The 25,106-nt window shown below is 41.3% G+C and carries 12 protein-coding genes; 7 read left to right on the top strand and 5 right to left on the bottom strand.

The genetic code is table 11. The features are described from left to right. Positions 1-307: 307 nt before the first annotated feature. From ACE1CI_RS28455 to ACE1CI_RS28435, 5 genes are all read left to right on the top strand, one after another. On the top strand, positions 308-3,049 hold the full coding sequence (locus tag ACE1CI_RS28455; protein WP_496615903.1) for a tetratricopeptide repeat protein: 2,742 nt from the start codon (positions 308-310) through the stop codon (positions 3,047-3,049). Positions 3,050-3,164: 115 nt separating this feature from the next. Next, a complete protein-coding gene (locus ACE1CI_RS28450; protein ID WP_413261969.1) occupies positions 3,165-5,366 on the top strand; it encodes a caspase family protein in 2,202 nt (733 codons plus the stop codon). Between the two features lie 366 nt (positions 5,367-5,732). Continuing rightward, complete coding sequence (locus ACE1CI_RS28445) at positions 5,733-8,765, top strand: PAS domain S-box protein (RefSeq protein ID WP_413261968.1); 3,033 nt, start codon at positions 5,733-5,735, stop codon at positions 8,763-8,765. A 20-nt stretch (positions 8,766-8,785) separates the two neighbouring features. Continuing rightward, a complete protein-coding gene (locus ACE1CI_RS28440; RefSeq protein ID WP_496615878.1) occupies positions 8,786-10,117 on the top strand; it encodes a response regulator in 1,332 nt (443 codons plus the stop codon). Positions 10,118-10,422: 305 nt separating this feature from the next. After that, on the top strand, positions 10,423-13,428 hold the full coding sequence (locus tag ACE1CI_RS28435; protein WP_496615877.1) for a plasmid replication protein, CyRepA1 family: 3,006 nt from the start codon (positions 10,423-10,425) through the stop codon (positions 13,426-13,428). Positions 13,429-13,984: 556 nt separating this feature from the next. Here ACE1CI_RS28435 and ACE1CI_RS28430 read toward each other — a convergent pair. After that, a complete protein-coding gene (locus ACE1CI_RS28430; protein ID WP_413261965.1) occupies positions 13,985-14,908 on the bottom strand; it encodes an alpha/beta fold hydrolase in 924 nt (307 codons plus the stop codon). Positions 14,909-15,068: 160 nt separating this feature from the next. Next, complete coding sequence (locus ACE1CI_RS28425) at positions 15,069-15,248, bottom strand: hypothetical protein (protein WP_413261964.1); 180 nt, start codon at positions 15,246-15,248, stop codon at positions 15,069-15,071. 442 nt (positions 15,249-15,690) lie between these two features. Here ACE1CI_RS28425 and ACE1CI_RS28420 point away from each other — a divergent pair, with 442 nt between their 5' ends. Together ACE1CI_RS28420 and ACE1CI_RS28415 are read left to right on the top strand one after the other, a co-directional pair. Continuing rightward, positions 15,691-16,326, top strand: coding sequence for a cold shock domain-containing protein (locus ACE1CI_RS28420; protein WP_413261963.1), 636 nt, complete (start codon positions 15,691-15,693; stop codon positions 16,324-16,326). 59 nt (positions 16,327-16,385) lie between these two features. After that, a complete protein-coding gene (locus ACE1CI_RS28415) occupies positions 16,386-17,390 on the top strand; it encodes a hypothetical protein (protein ID WP_496615876.1) in 1,005 nt (334 codons plus the stop codon). A gap of 205 nt (positions 17,391-17,595) precedes the next feature. Here ACE1CI_RS28415 and ACE1CI_RS28410 read toward each other — a convergent pair whose 3' ends face one another. From ACE1CI_RS28410 to ACE1CI_RS28400, 3 genes are read right to left on the bottom strand one after another with little or no spacing between them, the layout of a single operon-like run. After that, entirely contained in the window at positions 17,596-19,308 is a 1,713-nt protein-coding gene (locus ACE1CI_RS28410; RefSeq protein WP_413267642.1) for an EAL domain-containing protein, read from the bottom strand. Then, positions 19,301-19,768, bottom strand: a complete 468-nt coding sequence (locus tag ACE1CI_RS28405) for a response regulator (protein ID WP_413267643.1) — start codon at positions 19,766-19,768, stop codon at positions 19,301-19,303. The genes ACE1CI_RS28410 and ACE1CI_RS28405 overlap by 8 nt, the downstream gene beginning before the upstream one ends. A 57-nt stretch (positions 19,769-19,825) precedes the next feature. After that, positions 19,826-25,021: a PAS domain S-box protein gene (locus tag ACE1CI_RS28400; protein WP_413267644.1), complete on the bottom strand. Its 5,196-nt coding sequence runs from the start codon at positions 25,019-25,021 to the stop codon at positions 19,826-19,828. Between the last annotated feature and the right edge of the window lie 85 nt (positions 25,022-25,106).

Here is a 25,106-nt window from a genome sequence, read left to right as displayed (position 1 = left end):
AGTTCAACAAGTACTTTCAATAGTTCACCCTCGTAAAGCTGAGGCAGATCGACTGTTACAACAAGGGCTTCAACAGTATGGTAAAAGTCTATTTCGGGAAGCATTACAGTCTTGCCAACAAGCATTAATTATTTATCGAGAAATTGGCGATCGCAAAGGTGAAGGATTGGCGCTGGTTGTTCTGACTTATACTTACGCTAACCTGGGAGAATACCAGAAAGCGTTAGATTCCTCGCAGCAGAGTTTAGTCATTGCAAGGGAACTCAAAGATCCGAAACAGGAACAATTAGCTCAGGAAGCACTTTTAATAGTTCAACAACAAAATAATCCTCGGAAAGCTGAAGCCAATCGACTGTTACAACAAGGGCTTCAGCAGGATCAAACTAGTCAATTTCGGGAAGCATTGCAGTCTTTTCAACAAGCATTGGCTATTTATCGAGAAATTGGCGATCGCAGGGGTGAAGGAGCAGCACTGGGAAGTCTGGGTCTTGCTTACGGTTCTTTGGGAGACTACCGCAAGGCGATTGAGTACCACCAGCAGTTTTTAGCAATTGCACGAGAAATTAGCGATCGCAGGGGTGAAGAAGCAGCACTGGAAAGTCTGGGTGTTGCTTACAATTCTTTGGGAGACTACCGCAAGGCGATTGAGTACCACCAGCAGCGTTTAGCGATTGCACGAGAAATTGGTCATCGCTTTGGTGAAGGAGCAGCACTGGGAAATTTGGGTGAAGCTTACCGTTCTTTGGGAGACTACCGCAAAGCAATTGAGTACTACCAACAGAGTTTGGCGATTGCACGAGAAATTGGCGAGCGCAAGGGTGAAGGAATTGCACTGGGAAGTCTAGGTGCTGCTTACTATTCTCTGGGAGACTACCGCAAAGCGATCGATTACCAGCAGCAGAGTTTAGCGATTGCACGAGAAATTGGCAATCGCAAGGGTGAAGGAAATGCACTGGGAAATCTGGGTGTTGCTTACGGTTCTCTGGGAGACTACCGCAAAGCGATTGAGTACCAGCAGCAGAGTTTAGCGATTGCACGAGAAATTGGCGATCGCAACGGTGAAGGATATGCACTGGGAAATCTGGGTAGTGCTTACCTTTATTTGGGAGACTACCGCAAGACGATTGAGTACCAGCAGCAGCTTTTAGCGATTGCACGAGAGATTGGCGATCGCAGGGGTGAAGGAGTAGCACTGGGAAATCTGGGTGCTGCTTACCTTTCTTTGGAAGACTACCGCAAAGCGATCGAGTACCAGCAGCAGAGTTTAGCGATTGCACGAGAAATTGGCGATCGCAACGGTGAAGGAGCAGCACTGGGAAATCTGGGTATTGCTTACTATTCCCTGGGAGACTACCGCAAAGCGATCGAGTACCAGCAGCAGCTTTTAGCGATTGCACGAGAAATTGGCGATCGCAGGAGTGAAGGAGCAGCACTGGGAAATCTGGGTATTGCTTACTATTCCTTGGGAGACTACCGCAAAGCGATTGAGTACCAGCAGCAGCGTTTAGCGATTGCACGAGAAATTGGCGATCGCAACGGTGAAAGACTAGCTTTAAATAATTTGGGTGCAGCTTTCTACAAATCTGGAAATTTTGTGGAGGCAGAGAAAACCCTATTCCAAGGAATTGAAGTTAGTGAATCTCTACGAGAGAGATTAGGTGACGACGATGCTAACAAAGTGTCTATATTTGAGGAACAAGCTAACACCTATCGCATTTTACAAAAAGTCCTAATTGCCCAAAATAAAACCACAACAGCATTAGAAATTTCCGAACGAGGTAGAGGCAGAGCTTTTGTCGAATTACTCACCAGGCGACTATCAACTAAACCGAAAGAAATCATCCCAGCTGCATCTTTAACACCAACAATTGACCAAATTAAACAAATTGCCCAAAAGCAAAATGCTACTTTAGTACAATATTCCATTATTTTTGATGGATTCAAAATTCAAGGAAAAGAACAATGGAAAGAATCAGAACTTTACATTTGGGTAATCAAACCCACAGGTGAAGTCAACTTCCGCAAAGTCGATCTCAAACCTTTATGGCAACAACAAAACACTTCTCTCGGAGAACTTGTTACTAACACTCGTGACTCTATTGGTGTCAGAGGTCGTGCAACTGCAATCATCGCCCTCAAACCCGGAGTTAACGAAAAACAACGCCTACAAAAACTCCACGAAATACTCATCAAACCAATAGCCGATTTACTCCCAACCGATCCCAATAATCATGTTATCTTCGTTCCCCAAAGGGGGTTATTCTTAGTTCCCTTCGTTGCCTTACAAGACGAAATTGGCAAACACTTAATCGAAAAACATACAATTCTCACTGCACCCTCAATTCAAGTCTTAGAATTAACTCATGCTAAAAAAGCAGAAATGCAGCAAAGCAGAGGTGCAGGAGAAAAGAGTTTCCAAAATTTAATTGTCGGTAATCCAACCATGCCATCTTTAACCTTAAAAATAGGTGAACCACCGGAACAATTACCATCTTTACCTGGAGCACAACAAGAAGCAATTGAAATTGGTAAATTGTTCAATACTCAACCTTTAATTGGTTCTCAAGCTAAAGAAGCAACAATTAAATCTCAAATCTCTCAAGCTAACATTATTCACTTCGCCACACACGGACTTTTAGATTATGGAGAACTGCAAGGAAAATATCGTGCAGGAGTACCGGGCGCATTAGCATTTACACCCGACGAAAAAGAAGATGGTTTGCTGACATCTGATGAAATTCTCGATTTAAAATTGAAAGCTTCCTTAGTAGTTTTAAGTGCTTGTGATACTGGGAGAGGACAACTTACAGGTGATGGGGTAGTTGGATTATCTCGCGCTTTTATTACGGCGGGAACACCCAGCATTGTGGTTTCTTTGTGGGCGGTTCCTGATCAAGCAACCACTGATTTAATGAAGGAGTTTTATCAGCAAATGAGGACAAATCCGAATAAGGCGCAAGCGTTACGTCAAGCAATGTTAACTATGATGAAAACTCGCCCTCATCCAAAAGATTGGGCAGCTTTCACTTTCATCGGAGAAGCATTTTAAAGGTTCGTTGTAGGCGCTTCAGCGCGATTCCCACTGAAGTGGGAACAACAAACGGTTCGTTGTAGGCGCTTCAGCGCTATTCCCACTGAAGTGGGAACAACAAACAGGAGGGGTTATGAGACGGCGGCATTTTTTACAGTTTGGTGGTTCTTTGTTGGCTAGTTTGGGGATTAGTCAAGTTGAGTTTTTTCAGCAGGCTAATCGTTATGGTAAGGTGTTGGCGCAAAGTACTCCTCGGAAGCTGGCTTTGTTAGTGGGAATTAATAATTATACTGGCGATATTCGTCCTTTGCGGGGATGTTTGATGGATGTGGAAATGCAGCGAGAGTTGTTAATTCATCGCTTTGGTTTTCAGCCGCAAGATATTTTAGTAGTTACTGATTCTCAAGCTACTCGTCAAGGGATTATTACTGCTTTTGAAAATCATTTAATTAAACAAGCAAAACCTGGTGATGTGGCGGTTTTTCACTATTCTGGACATGGTTCGCGGGTAGTAGATCCTGCGCCAATTAATGGTAATAATTTGAATGGGACAATGGTTCCTATAGATACTGTTACTGCTGATAAAAATGTGGTAAAAGATATCATGGGTAAGACTCTATTTTTGTTGATGTCGGCGGTACAAACGGAAAATTTAACTGTGGTTTTAGATAGTTGTTTTTCGGGGGGTGCTGATAGGGGAAATTTGATGGTGCGTTCTGCAAGATTCGATCGCGAAACCAACAACATTCAAGTCGCTTCAGAAGAATTAGAATATCAACAACAATGGTTAACCAGGCTGAAAATTTCTCCCGATAAATTTCAAGAATTACGAGGAAAAGGTATTGCTAAAGGTGTTTCCTTAACTTCTGCTAGAGATAATCAACTTGCTACAGATGCGCGTTTTGATGGTTTTAATGCTGGCGCTTTTACTTATTTATTAACTCGTTATCTTTGGCAACAAAATCGGAATCAAGCTATTAGTACAACTTTTGTTAATTTAGCTTTGCGGACTCAAGATATAGCTCAAAATTCGGGTATGGTACAAGTACCGGAATATGAAGTGAAACCGGGAAGTAATTACGCAAATAAATTACTTTATTTCAGCGAACAAACTACGCGCAGTGCGGAAGGAGTGATTCGCAAAGTAAAAGGTAATCAAGTAGAATTTTGGTTAGGTGGAATTGCTTCGCAATCATTGGAAGGTTTTCAAAAAGGATCTATTTTTAGTTTAATTGATAATCAGGGTAAAGAAATTGGACAAATTGAACAAATATCTCGCTTTGGATTAGTTGGATATGGTAAAGTTATTAAAGCTAAACCTAATGTTGTGAAACCGGGAGTTTTACTGCGGGAAAGAGTGCGGGGAATTCCTACGGATTTAAGTTTAAAAGTTGGGTTAGATGACTCTTTGGGTGCGGAGAAAAGCCTAGCGGAAAAGGAAATTAAAGCTATTAGTCGGATGGAAGTTGTTGGGGTCGATCGAACAGATGTTGTACATTATATTTTAGGTCGAGTTACGGAAAACTACTCTCGCGAATTTCAACATTTATCAATTCCTAATCCGCCGCCAGTGGGGGCAATTGGTTTATTTACTTCGGGCCGAAAACCAGTTTATAATACTTTTGGAATTCCTGAAGAATCAACGCAAGCAGCGATTCAACAAAGGCTGAGATCTAAACTTAAATCTTTGCTGGCTGGGAGAATTTTACAAACTTTAGTGACTGGCGATTCTTCCACACTTAAAGTTACTACTACTATTCAATCTGTTAATTCAAGAAGTGCTGCTAATGTTGTTAGTAGTCGCGGAAATCAGGAATCTAAAGAAGCACCAATTAATTCTATACAAAATACTAATTTTAACCCGGGAACGGCGATGCAAATTAATATTCAAAATAATGAAAGTCAGAATCTTTATATTGCTGCTTTATTAATCGATTCTAGTGGCGAATTATTAGTTTTATTTCCCCGTGATTGGGATACGCCGGAAGATGCGGCTTTACTGGGTGCGGGAAAAACAATTACTATTCCTCGAACTGAGGATAATTTTAAGATTCTTTTACAGGGGCCTTCTGGTACTTTGGAAGTGTTAGTATTGGCTAGTGTTTCTCCGGTTCGCAATGCTTTAAAGGGTTTACAAAATATTGCTAGAAGTCGCAATACTGCTCAAGGTTCTCCTTTGGGAATAAGTGAAGATGAACCGGATAAAGTAATGGGTGATTTATTAACTGATTTTGATGAAATGTCTCGTGCTAGTGTTCAACTAATTTCTACGGTTAGAGGGGTTGATACAACGAAAATTGCTGTACTTTCTTCTTTGGTGGAAGTGGTGGAATAAGGAATTTTGCATTTTATTCAAAATGGATAATTGCATCACTGTTTTTTCAATATAAAAGTTAAGTATACAATCAGTCTTTTTTTGGATCTATCTTTAGGCATATATTTGCTTTTTTGGCTCGCGAATAACAGCAATGAATGAATGGAGAGAAAGTACTTAATTAGGGGAAATCACGGTTACAGAAATTATTAAAGTATGTAAAGATATAAAAATATAAAATAGTTGAATTTAATTTATTTGTTACGGGAAAATTTGGGGGAAGCTGTTAGTGGAACGGTGCGTTACGTTAGCAAGCTTCGCACCCTACGAATAGAGCCGAGGCGTAAGTCCTAGCTTCTTAATTACAACTGAAATGCAGGAACAAGCATGAGCAAGAACTTCCTATCTGGAAATTCGCCAGCGCCGGAACAACAGGAAATAGTGAATGAAACGCTAGAACGGTTGGTTGCACAGCGAACTGCTGCATTGCAAGAGGAATTATCTCTACTTCAGGCGGAACTTCGGGTACGTAAAGAACGGTTTGAAGCTTTTTTCTCTGCTACGTCTCAGTTGGTGTGGGTTGCAGATGCCCAAGGACAAGTATATGATACGGTGAGTTGGCGGGCTTTCACGGGACAGACGGAAGCGGAAGCAAAAGGTTTGGGTTGGTTGGATGCTATTCATCCTGACGATCGCTTCATAGTTGCCCAACAATGGAAGCAAGCGGCAGCAACAAAAAGTTTGTACAATGCCGAATATCGACTCCGCGCCAAAGATGGAACTTATCGTTATTTTGTGGCTCAAGGTGTTCCAGTTTTAAATGAAGATGGTAGCATTCGGGAGATCGTGGGAACTTCTACAGATGTTCACGAACGGCAAGTTGCACTTTACGATCGCAAAACCGCAGAAAATTCCCTCAAACAAAGCGAAGAACGTTTTCGATCGCTAATTGAAGCTAGTGCTCAAGTTATTTGGAACACGAATGCTGAAGGCGAAATTTTTACTCAACAACCTACTTGGAGCAAATTCACCGGACAGACTTTTGAGGAGTACAGAGGCTTTGGTTGGTTAGATATAATTCATCCAGACGATCGCAAATATGTTGCTGAAAATTGGCTCAAAGCTGTTAGGAAGCGATCGTTATATGAAGTTGAATTTCGGATGCGTCGCCATGATGGTGAATATCGCTACATGAGTTGTCGTGCTGTACCAATTTTGAACCCAGATCGATCGATTCGCGAATGGATTGGAGCCAATACAGATATTACTGAACGTCAGCAAAAAGACGCACAATATCGGAAAATTTACGAATCTATTAACGATGGGATTTCAATTTTTGAACTAGAAACGGGGAAGATAATTACTGCTAACCCCGCACACGCCAAAATGCACGGCTATACTCTCGAAGAGTTTATTGAGCTATCTCCCGACAAATACGTTCATCCTGACTCTATTGGTTTGTTTGAAGTTTTTATTAAAACAGTAAAGGCGGGCAAACAGTTTTTCTGCCAAGCTATTAACATCCATAAAAATGGTCATTTTATTGATATTGAAGTTACGGGAATTCCTTATTGGCAAGATGGTAAGTTGTATGCACTAGCAGTAGTGCGAGATATTAGCGATCGCAAACAAACTGAAGTTGCTCTCCAAAGAAGCGAACAGAGATTTCGATCGCTAATTGAAGCCACCACCGATATCATTTGGAACGCTAATGCTCGAGGCGAACAAATGCTCGAGCTAACTAATTGGAGCAAATTCACCGGACAAACTAACGAAGAGCGCATAGGCTGGGGTTGGCTTCAAGCCGTTCATCCAGACGATCATCCCCACACTAGTAGAATTTGGTTAGCCGCAATTGCTAACCGCACGCTTTACCAAGTTGAGTATCGCGTGCGCCGTCATGATGGCGAGTATCGCTACATGAGTGTCAGAGGGGTGCCGATTTTGGATGATTATGGCAACATCCGCGAATGGATTGGTATCTGTGCCGATATTACAGAACGCAAGGAAGCAGAAATTGCACTGACTCAAGCCAAAGAAGCGGCGGAAAGAGCTAATCGAGCCAAAAGTGAATTTCTCGCCAATATGAGTCATGAGTTACGCACTCCCCTGAATGGGATTATTGGTTATGCTCAAATTTTGTTGCGCGGTAAAAGTTTAACGGAAGAAGATCGATCGCGCATTGATGTAATTTACCAATGCGGTTCCCATTTACTAACTTTAATTAATGACATTTTAGATTTGTCGAAAATCGAAGCGCAAAAAGTGGTGTTGTCGCCAACTGATTTTCACTTTCCCGCCTTTCTCCAAGGTGTTGCGGAAATGTGCCGCATTCGCGCCGAACTTAAAGGTATTCAATTCGATTATCAATATACTTCGGAATTGCCGATCGGAATTCACGCCGATGAAAAACGGTTACGACAAGTGTTAATTAACCTGCTGACAAATGCGATCAAATTTACCGATACAGGTAGCGTAACTTTCACCGTTAGCTTCGCTTCCCCCGGAAAATTTCGCTTCCAAGTTCGGGATACAGGGATTGGCATTCCAGCGGAAAACCTAGAAAGAATTTTTCTCCCTTTTGAACAGGTAAGTGATACCAGAAGACAGTCAGAAGGAACCGGATTAGGATTAGCCATTAGCCAAGAAATTGTCGGATTAATGGGTAGTAAAATTCTGGTGCAGAGTGAAGTTAATGTTGGTAGTATTTTCTGGTTTGATGTTAATTTGCCAGAAGCAAAAGAGTGGATTAAAACTTCTCAAACCGATGCTCAAGGACAAATTATTGGCATTAAGGGATATCAACCGAAAATTTTAGTAGTTGATGATAAGTGGGAAAATCGATCGGTAATTAATAACTTACTTAGTCCGATCGGTTTTACAGTCTTTGAAGCCACAAGCGGACAAGAAGCTTGGCAAAAAATCCGCGAACATCAACCGAATTTAATCATCACTGACTTATTGATGCCCAAAGGAGATGGCTTTGAACTAATTAAACGCATTCGCCAGTCGGAAACATTCAAAGATTTAACTATTATTGTTTCCTCTGCCAGTGTCTTTGAATCAGATCAATACAGAAGTATAGAAGCAGGAGGTAACGCTTTTCTCCCTAAACCTGTAATGGCAAAAGAATTACTCGAAAAAATCCAAAAATATCTGAAACTAGAATGGATTTACGAAGAAAAACAGCCTTTAACTACATCCGATCTGGAGCAAGAAGAATTAATTCCCCCACCAGCAGAAGAACTAGAAATATTCTATGAATTAGCTATGAAAGGCAATTTCAAAGGAATTGTTAAACAAGCAAGCTTGCTCGAAGAAACAGAGCAAAAATACCAACCTTTTGCCAAAAAGTTGTATCAACTAGCAAAAGGATTTCAAGACCGAGAAATTTTGGCTTTAATTCAGTCCTTCAAGTAAAAACTAAGAGGTTAGTAAATATGCAAAATCCTACGGTTCTAATTGTTGATGATAACCTAGCTAACTTAGGAGTACTATCCGATACTTTGGATCAGGTTGGGTTAGAAGTTTGGGCAGCACAATCAGGCAAAATAGCTCTAGAAAGAGTTCAATATGCCCTACCCAATCTAATTTTGTTAGATGTTATGATGCCAGAAATTGATGGCTTTGAAACCTGTCGTCTATTAAAGGCAAATCCCCTAACTAAAGATATTCCCATTATCTTTATGACAGCACTTTCCGATATTGCCAATAAAGTTGAAGGATTTCGGCTAGGAGCAGTTGACTATATTACTAAACCATTTCAGCAAGAAGAAGTATTAGCTCGAATCAAGTTACATCTCAAGCTCTATGAATTAAACACAAAATTAGAAGAAAAGAATGCTTTGTTAGAACATAAAATTGCCGAAGTAAGTCAAGCTTACAGTGAATTGCAACAAATGCAAGTGCAACTAATTCAAAGCGAAAAAATGTCTAGTTTAGGACAAATGGTAGCAGGTATTGCCCATGAAATTAACAATCCCATAAATTTTATTTATGGAAATCTCACTTATGCAAAAGATTATATTTTGAGTATTTTGGGACTTCTAGAGATGTATCAAGAAGATTACCCAAAACCAACACCTCGGATTCAAGCTGCGATCGAAGAAGTTGAGCTAGATTTCATTAAAGAAGATTTATTAAAACTTCTGAATTCAGCAAACACCGGAGCGCAACGCATTCACGAAATTGTCAAATCAATGCGAATTTTCTCTCGCCTAGATGAAGCAGCAGTTAAAGCAGTGAATATTCACGAAGGAATTGATAGTACCCTGACAATTTTACATCACCGCTTAAAGGCTAGACCAGATCATCCAGGAATTAAAGTTACCAAAGAATATGGTCAATTACCCGCAATTGAATGCTATGCAGGACAACTAAATCAAGTATTTATGAATATTCTTTCTAATGCTATTGATGCCTTAGAGGAACATCACCAAAAACGCTGTTCTAAAGCTAAAATTAATCAACCGGGAAAAATTCACATTTCTACCCAGATTATCCGAGATAAGTGGATTACAATTCGCATCAGTGATAATGGCCCAGGAATAAAAGAAGAAGTGAAATCGAAACTATTTGAACCCTTCTTTACTACTAAACCTGTGGGCAAAGGCACTGGTTTGGGATTATCAATCAGCTACCAAATTGTAGTCGAAAAACATGGTGGAAAATTGCACTGCCAATCTGTACCAGGACAAGGTACAGAGTTTATTATTGAAATCCCCATTCAACAACGAGTCAGTCAACCTATACCAGCGCACTGTGTCGCTTAGGGCTCGCTTAGGGCTTCAGGGGCAGAGGGTAACTCAGATCTTGCACTCAAAGGAGGTAGAACCTCCCAGATCCTCGTATCCTCGTTCCCTGGTTCAACCAGGGAACGAAAAATGGAGGCTCTGCTCAGGAGTGCAAGATCTGAGGTAAAAATTCTCCTTGGTACAAGAGTTAGACAGACTCCACCTATAGAGTGTTATCATACAAACCCAACCAGCAGCACTCTAGAATTAGTGTTGAAGGGTGATTTTCTTATGTTTTGAAACCTGGTTTCAGAACCGATAACTCACGTCCTTAAGTAGTGTCCATGAAGTGCAAACCCGATCGCATCGAACAAAGTCATTGGAATGAATGGTTTGCTAGTGGTGTAAACCCTGACTTGATTTCCCTTTGTGTCACCAGTCTCAAAGGTGAAAGCATCTACAACTACCTCTGCTACTCAAACGAACTCCCGCGCAACAGTGCAGGTAGACTCTCCCTTAGTTTTATCAAACGTTACGAACACGCTACAAATGGTGGTTGGTGGTGCAATGGCGTTGAACCGCAAACTGGGGAAGCAATGGAATGGGGATGTTTCAAACCGAATCAACCGCGTTTGGGTGCGAAAAATAACTTGATTAAATATGAACATCCACCGAAAATTCCCACTAGGGCTTTTTTCTTACCTGTAACTTTGCAGATTTGGCTCAAAATTGCCGAAAGATTTAATTTAGTAATTCCCCAAAATATTGAAATTACAGAAACAGGTGAAGCTTTAGGCTTTTGGAGTTGGGTAATTAGTCAGTCTCACTTACCTATTATTATTACTGAAGGTGCGAAAAAAGCGGCTGCACTTTTAAGTATTGGCTTTGTTGCGATCGCTTTACCTGGAATTTGGAACGGGAGAAGAGTAGACCAATTTAGTAAAACTGCTACTTTAATTCCCGATTTACAACCCTTCCTCAAAGATGGGAGAGAATTCGCTTTTTGTTTTGACCAAGATACTAAAACCCAAACAGTTAACGCCGTTAATTTAGCAATAAAAAAAACTGCCCTACTTTTAATTAATGAAGGCAAATGTTCAGTTAAAGTAATTACTTGGAATTCTGGGCAAAAAGGTGTGGATGATTTAATTGTTGCTGAAGGTGCAACAGCATTTGAGCAAGCTTATAATCATGCTTTGTCTTTAGGTCAATGGAATTGGTTAATTAAAAAACAATCAAGTTTGACAATTCCTGCTACTGTGAAACTTAATGTGGCTGATTTATCTACTATTGGTTTAGAGTTACCCAAGACGGGAATTATTGCGATCGCTTCTGGTAAAGGTACAGGAAAAACTAAATTAATCGCTCAAGTTACTGGTGAAAATGAAAGGTTATTATCTTTAACTCATCGCATATTTTTAGGTCGTTCTCTGGCGGAAAGATTGGGTTACACTTGGCGCACTGATGCAGATAAAGGTAATGGTTATTATATTGATGAAAATGGTTATCCGACTTGGCGCTTGGGTTTATGTGTTGAATCTTTGTTAGGGATTCGTCCGTTTCAATTTATGGGGGCGACGGTGGTAATTGATGAAGTTTGCCAGGTTTTCCGGGCTTTACTTACTAGCAGTACTTGTAACAAAGAAGGGAGAAGACCTGCAATTTTAGCTAGGTTTGAGGAAATTATTAAAATTGCAGGGCGAGTAATTATTGCTGATGCTGATTTGGATAATTTTGTGGTTGATTATGTGAAAGCTTTGCGGAGGGAAGATGAGGTTTTTTTGATTCAAAATCAATACCAAACACCGGGATATTGTTGCACTATTTATAATTCTTTAGACCATAGTGCGATGATTGCTGATACTGTGGAAATGGCGACGGCTGGGAAAAGGTTATTTATTGCTACTGATTCGTTGAAAAGTTCTAATGTTTTGGTTTATTTGTTGGAGTCGGGGATTAGTCGCGATCGCATCCTAGTCATCAACTCTGAAACCGTAAATCTCAACGAACAACGAGAATATGTCAGACAAATCAATGAGAAATTACCCCTTTATGATATTGTCATTGCTACCCCTAGTATGTCCACTGGCGTAAGCATTGAAGCCGAATGGTTTGATGCAGTAATTGGCATTTATTATGGCGTAGTTAATGATGCAGATATCGCCCAATCTTTAGCCAGAGTTAGACATCCTGTACCCCGTTATGTTTGGGTTGCTAAATGTGGGAAAAACTTCTGTGCTGTTTCTAAATCTGAATCTCCTGATGTGATTTTGCGGGAATTAAAAACTCGCTGGGATTTGGAAGTGGGATTAATTAGAATGAGTTTATCACCGGAAATGTTGGCGGTTGTCAATACACCGATCAATTGGGAAAACTGCTGTCATAAAAAACTTTGGGCGCAAATAGAAGCTAACAGTAATGCAGCGATGTGGAATTTGCGAGAAGCGGCGATCGCTAGATTAAGATATGAAGGAAATCACCTCAAAATTATTACGGTTAATTCCAGTCCTGTTTTTCAAAATCTGACTAAAAAGGTGAGGGATAAAATTCAAGTTGCACATTACAAAGCTGTGGCTAATTCTCGCATTTTATCGACTAGGGAAAAAGAACAATTAGAATCTCAAGAAGTTATCACCGCAGAGTCAAGATTAAACTTAGAAAAAACCCAAGTTGCGGAATGGGCGGCGGTACAAAAAGAAGCAGAAATAACCCCGGAATTAGTGAAAGTTTATTCTCAGTTATCTGGGGCGATTTTGCGTTATGAAGATTTGCGTTATGGATTAGCTGTGGAAAGAGACGAAAAAGCGATCGCACTTCAAGCAAAATGGAAACTCGGTTTATTTATTCCCAATATCTACACAAAAGAACAAGAACGCATTGTGCGAGAACGTTTGGGACTTTTGCAGTGGATCGATCGCTTATTGGACGGCGAAACTTTAACCAATGAAGACTTAGAACCCCTAGCTAAATTAGTCTGGCAACATTATAAACAAGTTAACTTAATCTTAGGTTTGAATTTCAATCCCAATTCCCCTAAACACTCTAATATTTACATTTTTAACCAACTCATTAAACAACTGGGAATTCCCGTTGAAACCATCCGTTATCGACAAAATAAAGCCGCGACAATTAGCTTGCAAAAAAAACGTTGGAGACTTATAGATAGCATTCTCCAACGCCGTAAATTTAGAAGAAATAATCAAGTTGAAACTTTAAACACTGTCACCGAAGCAGAATTAACAAAATCATCCAATGCTAACAACTCATTTTTTATCCCTTGCTTAACCAACTTTTCCTTGTTTTCTAGTTTAGAAAATCAGCTAAACTTAGAAAAACTGTTAAGTAAGTAGATGTAAATAAAAGGCGGGCAAGATGCCCGCCCCACAAAAAAGCTGTAACTCTTGTGGGATTGGCATCCTGCCCGCCCCGCCCCACAAAAAAGCTGTAAATTTTGTGGGGTGGGCATCCTGCCCGCCCCGCCCCACAAAAAAGCTGTAAATTTTGTGGGATTGGCATCCTGCCCGCCCCGCCCCACAAAAAAGCTGTAAATTTTGTGGGGTGGGCATCCTGCCCGCCCCGCCCCACAAAAAAGCTGTAAATTTTGTGGGGTGGGCATCCTGCCCGCCCCGCCCCACAAAAAAACTGTAACTCTTGTGGGGTGGGCATCCTGCCCGCCCCGCCCCACAAAAAAACTGTAACTCTTGTGGGGTGGGCATCCTGCCCGCCCCATCCAAAGATAACTATTATCAATTGTTTCATATCATGTCCGGTCGATCGGCCATAATATCTTTTTTCCACGACCCTGTAGAGACGTTATATATCCTGTAGAGACGTTATATATCCTGTAGAGACGTTATATATAACGTCTCTACAGGGTGGGTAATCGACCGGACATGATATCACTTTTCAAACAACCTTTAAAAATTCCAAAACTGCTGCATTAACCGCCTCTGGAGAACCGGAAGAAGCGTCATGATCGCAATTAGGAATAATTTTTAATTGCGAATTGGGTAAAAGTCTAGCTAACTTTTCGCCATGTTTATAAGAAAACCAGCTATCCTGTTGTCCCCATAAAATTAATGTGGGACATTTGATAACAGCCAAATTTTTTTGAATTTTACTGATTAAATTTGGTTGATAATTTTGGTTTCGCTGAATCTCTTTTACCGCAATTTGAATATCTTCCGCTGCTTTGGTCAAAGTTCCGGGAAAATGAATATAAGGATAACTCATCCAATAAGCGTCTTTTTCGGTAAACTTTGTCGGATCGAATAAAACCGATCGCCTTTCGATCGCCAGAATTTCTTTCACCAAAGGTGCAAATACACTGGGAATTCGACATAAATCAGCAGCTTGCAACAATTCCAAAGGAATTTGGGATAATAACGACATTCCCCAATGAGGTAAACCGTCAGGAAAAATCGGAACATTTACTACTATCAAATCTGAGATTAATTCGGGATATTCCTGTGCAACTGCCAGACTGATTAATCCTCCTAGTGATTCGGCTAGTACGATCGCACTTCGATCGCAAAGCGCACTAATAATCCGTTTAAATTCAATAATTTGATGATCGTTTCTTTCCCGGTATAAAGGTTTATCAGAAAACCCATAACCTTTAGCATCAAAACAAATTACTCGGAAATATTTGGCAAGAGTTTCTATATTATAACGCCAATTATAACTCCAGCCGCCAATACCATGAATTAAAAATAAAGGTTTTCCCGTTCCCTTTTCACCATAAGCAATAGAAACTGGGTATCCGTTTGCATCGGTAATTCTCAGGATTTGGCGACCTTTAGGAAAAGTGGTTTTCCACCAGTCTTGCATAGCTCTTTAAAAGTGTAATTTTAATAATTATAGCAAAATCGGCTATTATTTAGAAAGCCTCTAGCATGATTCATTGCTGAGGCTTACTGTATCTTAAAAAACTAAATTAGCTGATTAATAGTCAAAAAATATTGCTTAATGCCTACTCAAAGTTCCAGGATTAAGCTACATCTTCTTGACCTAGTTGCTGTTCAACTTTGTCGATCGCCGCATTAATACCAGCCAATCTGGTTTCCAAATCATCGCGCATCCATTTCAGAAATCTTAGTTTCTGTTCTAAGCGACCTCTGCGAGAAACACCTTCATTACCGTAACAGTTATAACCCCAAAAAGGAAACATAATTAACCTCTGTTTATTCATTTCTATCATTATTATGTCTAAATATTTTTTAACATCGCTGTCAGCAATTTGGAGAAAAAACCGACCTTGGTTGTAGGGTTTTCATCTACCCCTTAGATCCCTTGATACTCAGATCCCCGACTTCTTAGAGAAGTCGGGGATCTGGGCGCTCCTGATACTCAGATCCCCGACTTCTTAGAGAAGTCGGGGATCTGGGCGCTCAGGGGATCTAAAGTAGCGTTAGTCTGGCTAATTCACTACAAAATATCTCCTGAAATTTTAGCGGTTGTAGTGAATTACGATTCATACTTTTGATAGACCAATAAATAAAACATCACCGCCATTAGTCAGAGGAAACCTATTTTTTGGCTTTTTATTATTAACTTATTAACACCAATGTTAAATCACAATTTAAATCAAAATTAATTGCCTAAGTCAGCCTATGAAAATCGCACCAGAAATCACCTACAGAAATGTAGAAAAAACCGCAGCTATTGACTCATTAGTTCAAGAGAAAATAGAAAAACTGGAGCAAGTTTGCAATTATATCAGTAGTTGCCATATTGCTATTGAAAAAATTCACGATCGCCCCAGTGGAGGTTCCCCCTATCGAGTGCGAATTGATATCACGGTACCACCTAGTCAAGAAATTGTAGCTGAAAGTAATCCGGGAGATACTGTTCAATATGTTGAGGTTGATACTGTAATCCGAGATGCTTTTAAGATGGCACAGCGCCAAGTTCGAGAACTGGCGAGACAACAACGGGAAAGCGATAAAGCTAGGGATAATAATCAAGCAGACGACACTATGGGACTAGTGACTAAGCTGTTTCGTGAACAAGGATATGGATTTATTAAAACCATAGATGATGCACAAGATATTTATTTCCATCGCAACAGTGTTTTACATGATGATTTCGATCGCATAGAAATCGGTACAGGAGTACGCTTCTTTGCTACCGAAGGCGACCAAGGACTACAAGCAAGTACAGTACAAATTGTCAATAAACCAGGTCATAGTGTTGGTGAAGCAGAGGAAACTTTGATTGCACCACCATTGGGTTGGCAAGAATTATAAATCTACTTTGAATTCAGTTTTAGCTAACAAAAATTTCACCAAAAATCCCGGAAAAAACCATGAGCAAATCACAGAGAAAAAATTCAGCTAATAAATTACTTAGCTTCACAGGAATTATCAGTGCTAGTGTTTTAATAAGTTTTCCTGCATTAGCATTAAATAACTTTAATTCCAATCTTCCAACGACAGGAAATAGACAATTACTAGCTCAAGCTACTGGCACTGGCACTGGCACTGGCACTGGCACCGGAACTGGTACTGGGGTTAACGGTACTACCGGAACTGGTACTGGGGTTAACGGTACTACCGGAACTGGTACTGGGGTTAACGGTACTACCGGAACTACCGGAACTGGTACTGGGGTTAACGGTACTACCGGAACTGGTACTGGGATTAACGGTACTACCGGAACTACCGGAACTGGTACTGGGGTTAACGGTACTACCGGAACTGGTACTGGGGTTAACGGTACTACCGGAACTACCGGAACTGGTACTGGGATTAACGGTACTACCGGAACTACCGGAACTGGTACTGGGATTAACGGTACTACCGGAACTACCGGAACTGGTACTGGGATTAACGGTACTACCGGAACTACCGGAACTGGTACTGGGGTTAACGGTACTACCGGAACTACCGGAACTGGTACTGGGGTTAACGGTACTACCGGAACAGGCAGAGGTACTACCGGAACTACTGGAACAGGCAGAGGTACTACTGGAACTGGTACTGGGGTTAACGGTACTACCGGAACTACTGGAACTGGTACTGGGGTTAACGGTACTACCGGAACTACTGGAACTACCGGAACTGGTACTGGGGTTAATGGAAGCAATGGAAACAGAAGTAATAGCGGAACCAATTCCACTGGTAATGTGCAATCTGGCAACTACAGTCGCTACATGAGAATTGGGTACGCAGCAACTCAACAGAGAGATTATCAAACTGCGTTGATAAACTTTAGAAGAGCGCTGGAAGAACGTCCCGGTGACTCCTATGCTTCCAGAGCAGTACAGAATGTAGAAGGTTACATTCGTCGCACTAACACTGCTAATCAGTGATTTTCTAGGGGTTAGGGGTTAGGGGTTAGGGGTTAGGGGTTAGGGAAGAAAAAAATTCCCCCATCCCCCCATCTCCCCTGCTCCCCTGCTCCCCTGCTCCCCTGCTCCCCTGCTCCCCTGCTCCCCTGCTCCCCTGCTCCCCTGCTCCCCTGCTCCCCTGCTCCCCTGCTCCCCTGCTCCCCTGCTCCCCTGCTCCCCTGCTCCCCTAAATGGGTGAGAGTTGACTAATCCAAGTAACAATTTGTTGTGGGGGGAGTGGTTTGGAGAAAAAGTATCCTTGTCCATATTCGCAGTGAAGACTTCGCAAAATATCCCTTTGTGCTTGCGTTTCCACTCCCTCAGCAATTACATTTAAATCCAAACGATGCGCCAAAGTAATAATTGTTTCTACAATATCTAAATTTCTGGGATCTTCTGTCATTTGATTGACAAAAGATCGATCGATCTTCACAGTATCAATTGGTAAAAGATGTAAATAAGCTAGGGATGAATATCCAGTCCCAAAATCATCTATGCAAATTTGGATGCCATTACATCGCAATTTTGCCAAAGTTTCGATCGCTACTTCGGAATTTTTCATCAACACACTTTCGGTAACTTCTAGCTTTAAATTTATTTTATTAAAACAGTGATTATTACACAAAGTTTCAATAAAATTAACTAAACTAGGTTGGGTAAGTTGCACTCCTGAAAGGTTAACAGCAATACTCAAAAGCCCTGTATTTGCTAATTCTTTTTCCCACAATTTGATTTGCCGACAAGCTTCTTGTAATACCCATTCACCCAGAGGAATAATCAGTCCTGTCTGTTCTGCTAAAGGAATGAATTGCCCCGGCGAAACCCATCCCCGTTCTTGATGATGCCATCTTACCAATGCCTCAAAACCAACTACTTGGTTAGTAGTTAAACAAATAATTGGTTGATAATTCAAATGTAATTCTTGCTGTTGAATCGCTTGCTGTAAATCAGCTTCTAGTCGCAGGCGCTCTAACTCCTCCGTCTGCATTTGCGAATTAAAAAATACTGTATTTCCCGCTAGTTTTTTAGCATTATAAGTAGCTGTATCGGCGGCACGCAAAAATTCTTCTGCCTGATTGTAACCCATTCTACTATCGACAACGCCAATGCTAACCGAGGAATAAATCAATGATTTATCTACTTGAAAGGGGAGTCGGAGGATTTTATGAATTTCAGCTACTTTTTGGCTGAGTTCATCCAAATTTACGAGATTTTTAAATAATAAACCAAAGGCATCTTCCCCAACCCGCGCTAGTCGATCGCTCGGTTGTATCCAAGCTGTTAATCTTTGAGCAACTTTGATTAAAAATTGATTGCCTTTAATATGTCCAAACCCATATTTCACGCTTTTGTAGCGGTCAATATCTAAGAATATCACACCAAATGGATTTGCCTGTTGTTTATACTCATTGATACAATCTTGTAAATCTTGCAGAAAAAGTGTGCGATTTGGTAATCCGGTTAGTTCATCATAAAATGCCAGCATTTGAATATCTTGGAGTGCTTGTTTCCTTTCCTGTCGCACCTTTGCTTCTCGCAATTCTCGCTCTGCGGCTGGCACTAATCGAGATAAACTGTTCTTGAGCAAATAATCGTGAGCACCTGCTCTCATTGCGGCTACGGCAATTTCTTCTCCGATCGTACCAGAAACTATAATAAACGGTAAATCTAAATTCTTTGCCTGCATTAAGGAAAGAGCAGCTAAAGCATTAAATTGAGGTAAAGAGTAATCAGCCAAGATCATATCCCAAGTTTGCCCATCGAGGGCTGCACTCATTTGATTCATGTTTTCTACTCTTTCCCAGATCACGGTATAACCGCTAACTTCGAGTTCGAGTACGATCAATTCTGCATCATCTGGGTTGTCTTCGACTATTAGCACCCGAAGTTCGTTATTCATAAGCAGCGGATAAAGGTGGAGGAGAGTTGATAACTAACCAATACATACCTAATTGCTGAATAACATTGAGAAACCGATCGTAATCTACAGGTTTCTGAATGTAACTATTGCAACCCAGGCTATAACTTTCTATCAAATCTTGTTGTTCGTTGGATGTAGTCAAGATCACAACGGGTATCTTCTGAGTTTTAGGAGTATGCTTAATCCTTTCTAGCACTTCTAACCCGTTAATTCTAGGGAGTTGCAAATCTAATAAGATTAAAATTGGTAAATTCTCTGGGGGTCGATCGCGGTAAATTCCTGTAGCAAACAAATAATCTAACGCTTCTACACCATCTCGCGCTACAATCACTGGATTAGTAATTCCACCTTGCTCAAATGCCATAAGCGTTAGTTCTTCATCATCAGCATTATCTTCGACTAACAGCAATGTTCCAGGTGTATTTATAGAATGTCGCATGGAAAAAAAACCTTAGAGAGATTAATAATATTTCATCCTTGGTGCAAATTTTTTGCTTCATCCTAAAGTAAAATAAAACGCTGCACCTCGATCTATAATTCCCTGCGCCCACACTTTTCCACCATGTCGATGAATAATTCTTTGGACGATCGCCAATCCTACACCTGTTCCTGGAAATTCATTAGTCGAATGTAACCTTTGAAAGGCAATAAATAACTTATTAACATAATTCATGTCAAAACCGACACCATTATCTTTGACAAAATAAGCTTGTGTATTTTCCGGCAATATGGTAAGACCAAATTCGATTTCTGTTTGGGTGCGGGTTGAGGTAAATTTCCAAGCATTACTTAATAGATTTTCTAACACAATTCGCAGCAATGCGCCATCTCCCAAAACCGTGATTTCGGGAGCTATGTTCCATGTTACAGAACGTTCTGGTTGAAATTCGCTTAAACTTTCACTAATTTCTTGAGCTAACGCACTTAAGTTTACCGAAGTTCGCTTCATTTCGGTACGAGTTACCCGTGAAAGCATCAGCATATCTTCTATCAATTCGCCCATGCGTTGTGTACCTGCGCGAATGCGATCGAGATAATGTTTACCTTTCTCATCTAATTGATTAGCATAACGTTCTAGAAGCACTTTGCTAAAACCATCTATTCCGCGTAAAGGTGCGCGTAAGTCATGGGAAACTGAATAAGAAAAAGCTTCCAATTCTTTATTTGCTGCTGATAGTTCCGCCGTTCGTTCTTTAACTCTTTCTTCCAAATTTTGGTTAAGTTGAATCACCTTTAATTCAGCTTGTTTGCGATCGCTAATATCAATGCCTACGCCCCAACTTCCCCAACCGGGAACCGGAAATATGTCAGAAATATTTGACCAAGCAATAGTTTTTTTCTCACCATTTTTGCTCAATAAATCCCATTCCCAATTGCGATAATTATTTCCTTTTTCTGCCCATTGAGTTCTCATTTTTTGCCGATAAATGGGATCGGGATAAAGCATTTCCCAGATTTGGGGATTTCCTATGACTTCCTCGGCAGAATAACCTGTAACTCGTTCGCATTCTTGATTCCAAACAATAATATTAAGTTGAGCATCAAAGGAATCTAACATTACGGGCATATTTTCCAAGATGGAACGCAGCTGTGTTTCGCTGTATCGTAATGCTAGTTCGGCAAGTTTGCGATCGCTAATATCTGTATGTGTACCGACCATTCGCACTGGTTTACCAGACTCATCCCATTCTACAACTTTACCCAGCGAAAGAATCCATTTCCATTCACCTGTCTTAGTTTTTTGCCTAAATTCCACTCGATAAGCATCGCTTTTACCAGCAATGTAATCAAGAAAAACTTGAAAAACAGTTTCTCGTTCTTCCGGGTGCAACCGCTCGCTCCATTTAGCATTTGTTTCCTGAAATTCTTCCGGTTCATAACCCAACATTTGGGCATATTCGGCACTGACGATCGCCTCTCCGGTTGGGATATTCAAATCATAAAATCCCTGATTTGCAGCTTGCAAAGCTAACCGCAAACGTTCCTCACTTTCAAGTAGGGCAGTTTCGGCTTTTTTGCGATCGGTAATATCCAGCAAAGTCGCAATTCGATAAAGTGGATTACCTTCTCGATCTTTGACCATCGTAACGTCGAGTAATATGGGAAAAATAGTTCCATCCTTTCGCAGATGATATGACTCATGGGTTAAGTGTCCAACTTCGTTAAGCTCTTGCATAAAAGAGACTGTTTTTGCCCAAGTATCAGAGGGAAACAAACTCAAAATTGGTTTGCCAATCATTTCCGCAACTGAATAACCGTGCATTCGGGCAAAGGCAGGATTTACTATTTCTAATACAGGCCCTTTGCTGACAGCTAATCCATGTTCGCTAAATTGAAAAATGTCTTTGTATTGTTGTAAATCTGCTTCGGCGCGTTTGCGTTCTGTAATATCGATCGCGGTACTAATCACCAATCTCCTACCATCAGGTAGTTTACCCAAGGGCGCGGAATAAAACTCCCAAATGCGAGTTTCCCCGCTCCGAGTGCGGATGGTATATTCTCCTTCGGAAACTCGGCGATCGAGATTATATAAGCGTTGAATATCTGCTTGCACTAATTCTTTGCGGCTACCATAAGCTTTTTGAGTCCAATCTGCGAGCGTGGGAATTTCTTGCGGAGAATAACCGGAAATTTCTGTCCAAGCATGATTAACTTGCAATATTACCCCATCTTCAGCGTGTAACATAATCGGCAGCGGAGAATTGACGATCGCCCAACGGAAACGTTCTTCGCTTTGTTGGAGGGAAATTTCAGCTTGTTTGCGATCGGTAATATCAATAACTACACCGAGCATTTTTAGAGGCCGCCCAGATTGATTATAAATGGCTCGTCCTCTAGCAATGATCCAAAGAACCGTGCCATCAGGATGAATCACCCGATGTTCTGCGTCATAGTCTGTCTCTCTTTCTACTGCCTGATTAATTGCCGTTTCTACTCGCTCTAAATCATCTGGATGAATGCGCTCGCGCCAAGTGTGATAGTTAGCTTCCGCAGTGTTAGGATCTAAACCGAGCAACTGGAAAAGTTTGCTGTTCCAGGTTAATCGATTTTCCAACATATCCCAAGCCCAACTGCCAATTTGGGCAAATTCTAGTGTCAGACGCAGTTGTTCTTCACTTGCTTGCAAAGCTGCTTCGGCGCGTTTGCGATCGGTAATATCAATAATCACTCCCAGCATTCTTACAGCTTGCCCGGATCGATCGTAGATGGCTCGTCCTTTGCCAATTATCCAATGAATACTGCGATCGGGATGAACTAGCCGATATTCTGTGTCATAGTCTGTATGGTTTTCTATTGCCTGACGAATAGCCGCTTCCACTCGCTCAAGCTCGTCTGGGTGAACGCGCTCGCGCCAAGTTTGATAGTTAACTTCTTTCGTATCGGGATCTAAACCCATCAGCCGGAAATGGTTGCTGTTCCAGGCAATTCGATTTTCCAAAATCTGCCAATCCCAACTACCAATTTGGGAAAATTCTAGAGTCAGACGTAGTTGTTCTTCACTCGCTTCCCTGGCTTCTTGGGTTTGTTTGCGTTCGGTAATATCTGTAATCGCACCATACCATTTCCCCGGTTTACCTTGAGCATCAAAAGTTACTCTACCTCGATCTACCCAAATGCGGTATTCTCCATTGCGATCGGCTATTCGGTATTCTCCTTCAAAAGCTGCTCCTGTTTCCAGACATTGTTCTATTTGGCTGGCTACGGAAGCACGATCGTCTGGATGGATGCGTGTTTCCCATCCTTCTAAAGTTCGCTTAATTCCTCCTGGATCGTACCCCAATCGGGTATCAATGTCGCCAAACCATTGCATTCTTCCGGTGACAGTATCCCATTCATAGATCAGATCGCTGCTACTTTGGGCGGCGATCCGAAATCTGAGTTCGCCTTCAGCTAAGTTAATTTGAGCTTGTTTGCGATCGGTAATATCCTGGATATTGCCCAGCATCCGTACCGCATTACCTGCTGCATCGTAGAAAGCCTGACCTTTAGTTGCGATCCAGCGAATCCCTTCGGGATGCTGGATACGATACTCAATCTCATAGTCTTTATATTGCTGGATCGCTTGGTTTAAGGCTGCAATGACTGAGGTGCGATCGTCTGGATGTATGCAATTCAACCAGTCTTCATAACTAAGACTTTGTACTGCTCGATCAATTCCTAAGAGCAAGCAATATTCTTCGGAGACTCTAGCACAGCCAGTCACAAAATCCCAATCCCAGATGCCTGACTTGGTAGTTTGTAAAGCTAGTCGCAGTCGCGCTTCATTTTCGCGCAAACAGTCTTCAGCACGTTTGCGTTCTGTAATATCGGTAACAGTTCCTATATAACCGACAATTTCACCATTAGCGGCTCGTTCTGCGACTGCTTGACCATAAACCCAGCTAATAACACCATCGGGACGCTGATATCGGTATTCTGTACAAAAAATGTTTTGGTTGTGAATAGCTTCGCACCAACTGCTAGCAATGCGATCGCGATCGTCCGGGTGTATTGCTTTCTCCCAGCCTTTTCCCATTCCTTGCTCGGCACTTAACCCCGTCAGTTCGCACCAGCGCTGATTAAGGTAGTTAATGTTACCTTGAGTATCGCTGCAATAAACGCCCACCGGAATCACAGCAGCCAGATTAGCATAGCGCTGTTCGCTTTGTTTTAAGGCAAATTCCGCTTCTTTGCGGGCGGTGATCACTTCGGTAAACAGAATTATGCCACCGATCGCCCCCGTTTGTTCGTACCAAGGACGCACTTCCCATCTCAACCAATCAATTCTGCCATCAGCACGAACAAATGGATCTTCTTCACAAATTTCTACTGCACCCGCTAAACATCTTTGATGAATTTCTTTCCAGCGTTGGGGAATTTCGGGAAACACTTCATAATGAGAACGTCCAATAATATCGAGACCTTCTAATTGATAATCTGTTAACCAACGTTGGCTAACTATGATGTATCGCATTTGAGTGTCGAATACCGCAGCTGGAATGGAAGTATGTTCGACAAAATATTGCGCCAGCCATTCCCGATATTTGAGGGCTGCTTCGGTTTGTTTGCGTTCCGTAATATCCTTAATTACTCCAATTAAACCAATTACATTACCATTGCTATCTCGCCAAGGGCTTTTTGTGGAAAGATAAATTTTATGTTGATTATTTTTTAATACTTCTTCTTCTATTTCCTCCCTTTCCCCCCTTTCCATAATGCGATTATCTGTTTGTGTGAATTTTTGGGCGTTTTCTGGAGCAAACAAATCATCATCATTGAATCCTAAAATTTCTGCCCCAGATTTACCGAGTTTTTGACTCATTGCCTGATTGACAAAAACATAGCGCCCCGATCGATCTTTGACAAATACCGCATCAGAAATCCCTTCTATTACGGAACTCAATAATTGATAACTCTCCTGCAACCCATTATTTGCATTAATCAATGAGGCTGTGCGTTCTGCCACGCGGTTTTCTAATTCTTCATCTGATTGAAGTTGATGCCAAAACCATAAAGAAATAGCACCTAAAATAAATCCCAAAGCTGTATTTACACTCATGGGGGGAAGTCCGGGAAATATGCTGGTAAGCAATGCGCTTTTAAATATCCAACCGATGAGAGCGATGCTACCAATGAGTGCAGTTACTACTGCTTTTTGGGAGAGCGATACGGCTACGCCACGCTGACGCGATCGAATTTTCTGCCAGTTCATAAGCCAGAAAAGGTATCAGTAATAGGAAAAAAAACCGACCTGAGATTTCTTTGAACCGCTACAGACGCTCCAGGACACAGAAGAA

The sequence above is a fragment of the Floridaenema flaviceps BLCC-F50 genome (assembly GCF_041929275.2).
Lineage (GTDB): Bacteria > Cyanobacteriota > Cyanobacteriia > Cyanobacteriales > Aerosakkonemataceae > Floridanema > Floridanema flaviceps.
Note: the sequence above shows the minus strand (reverse complement) of the source record. Positions and strands in the feature narration are given on the sequence as shown.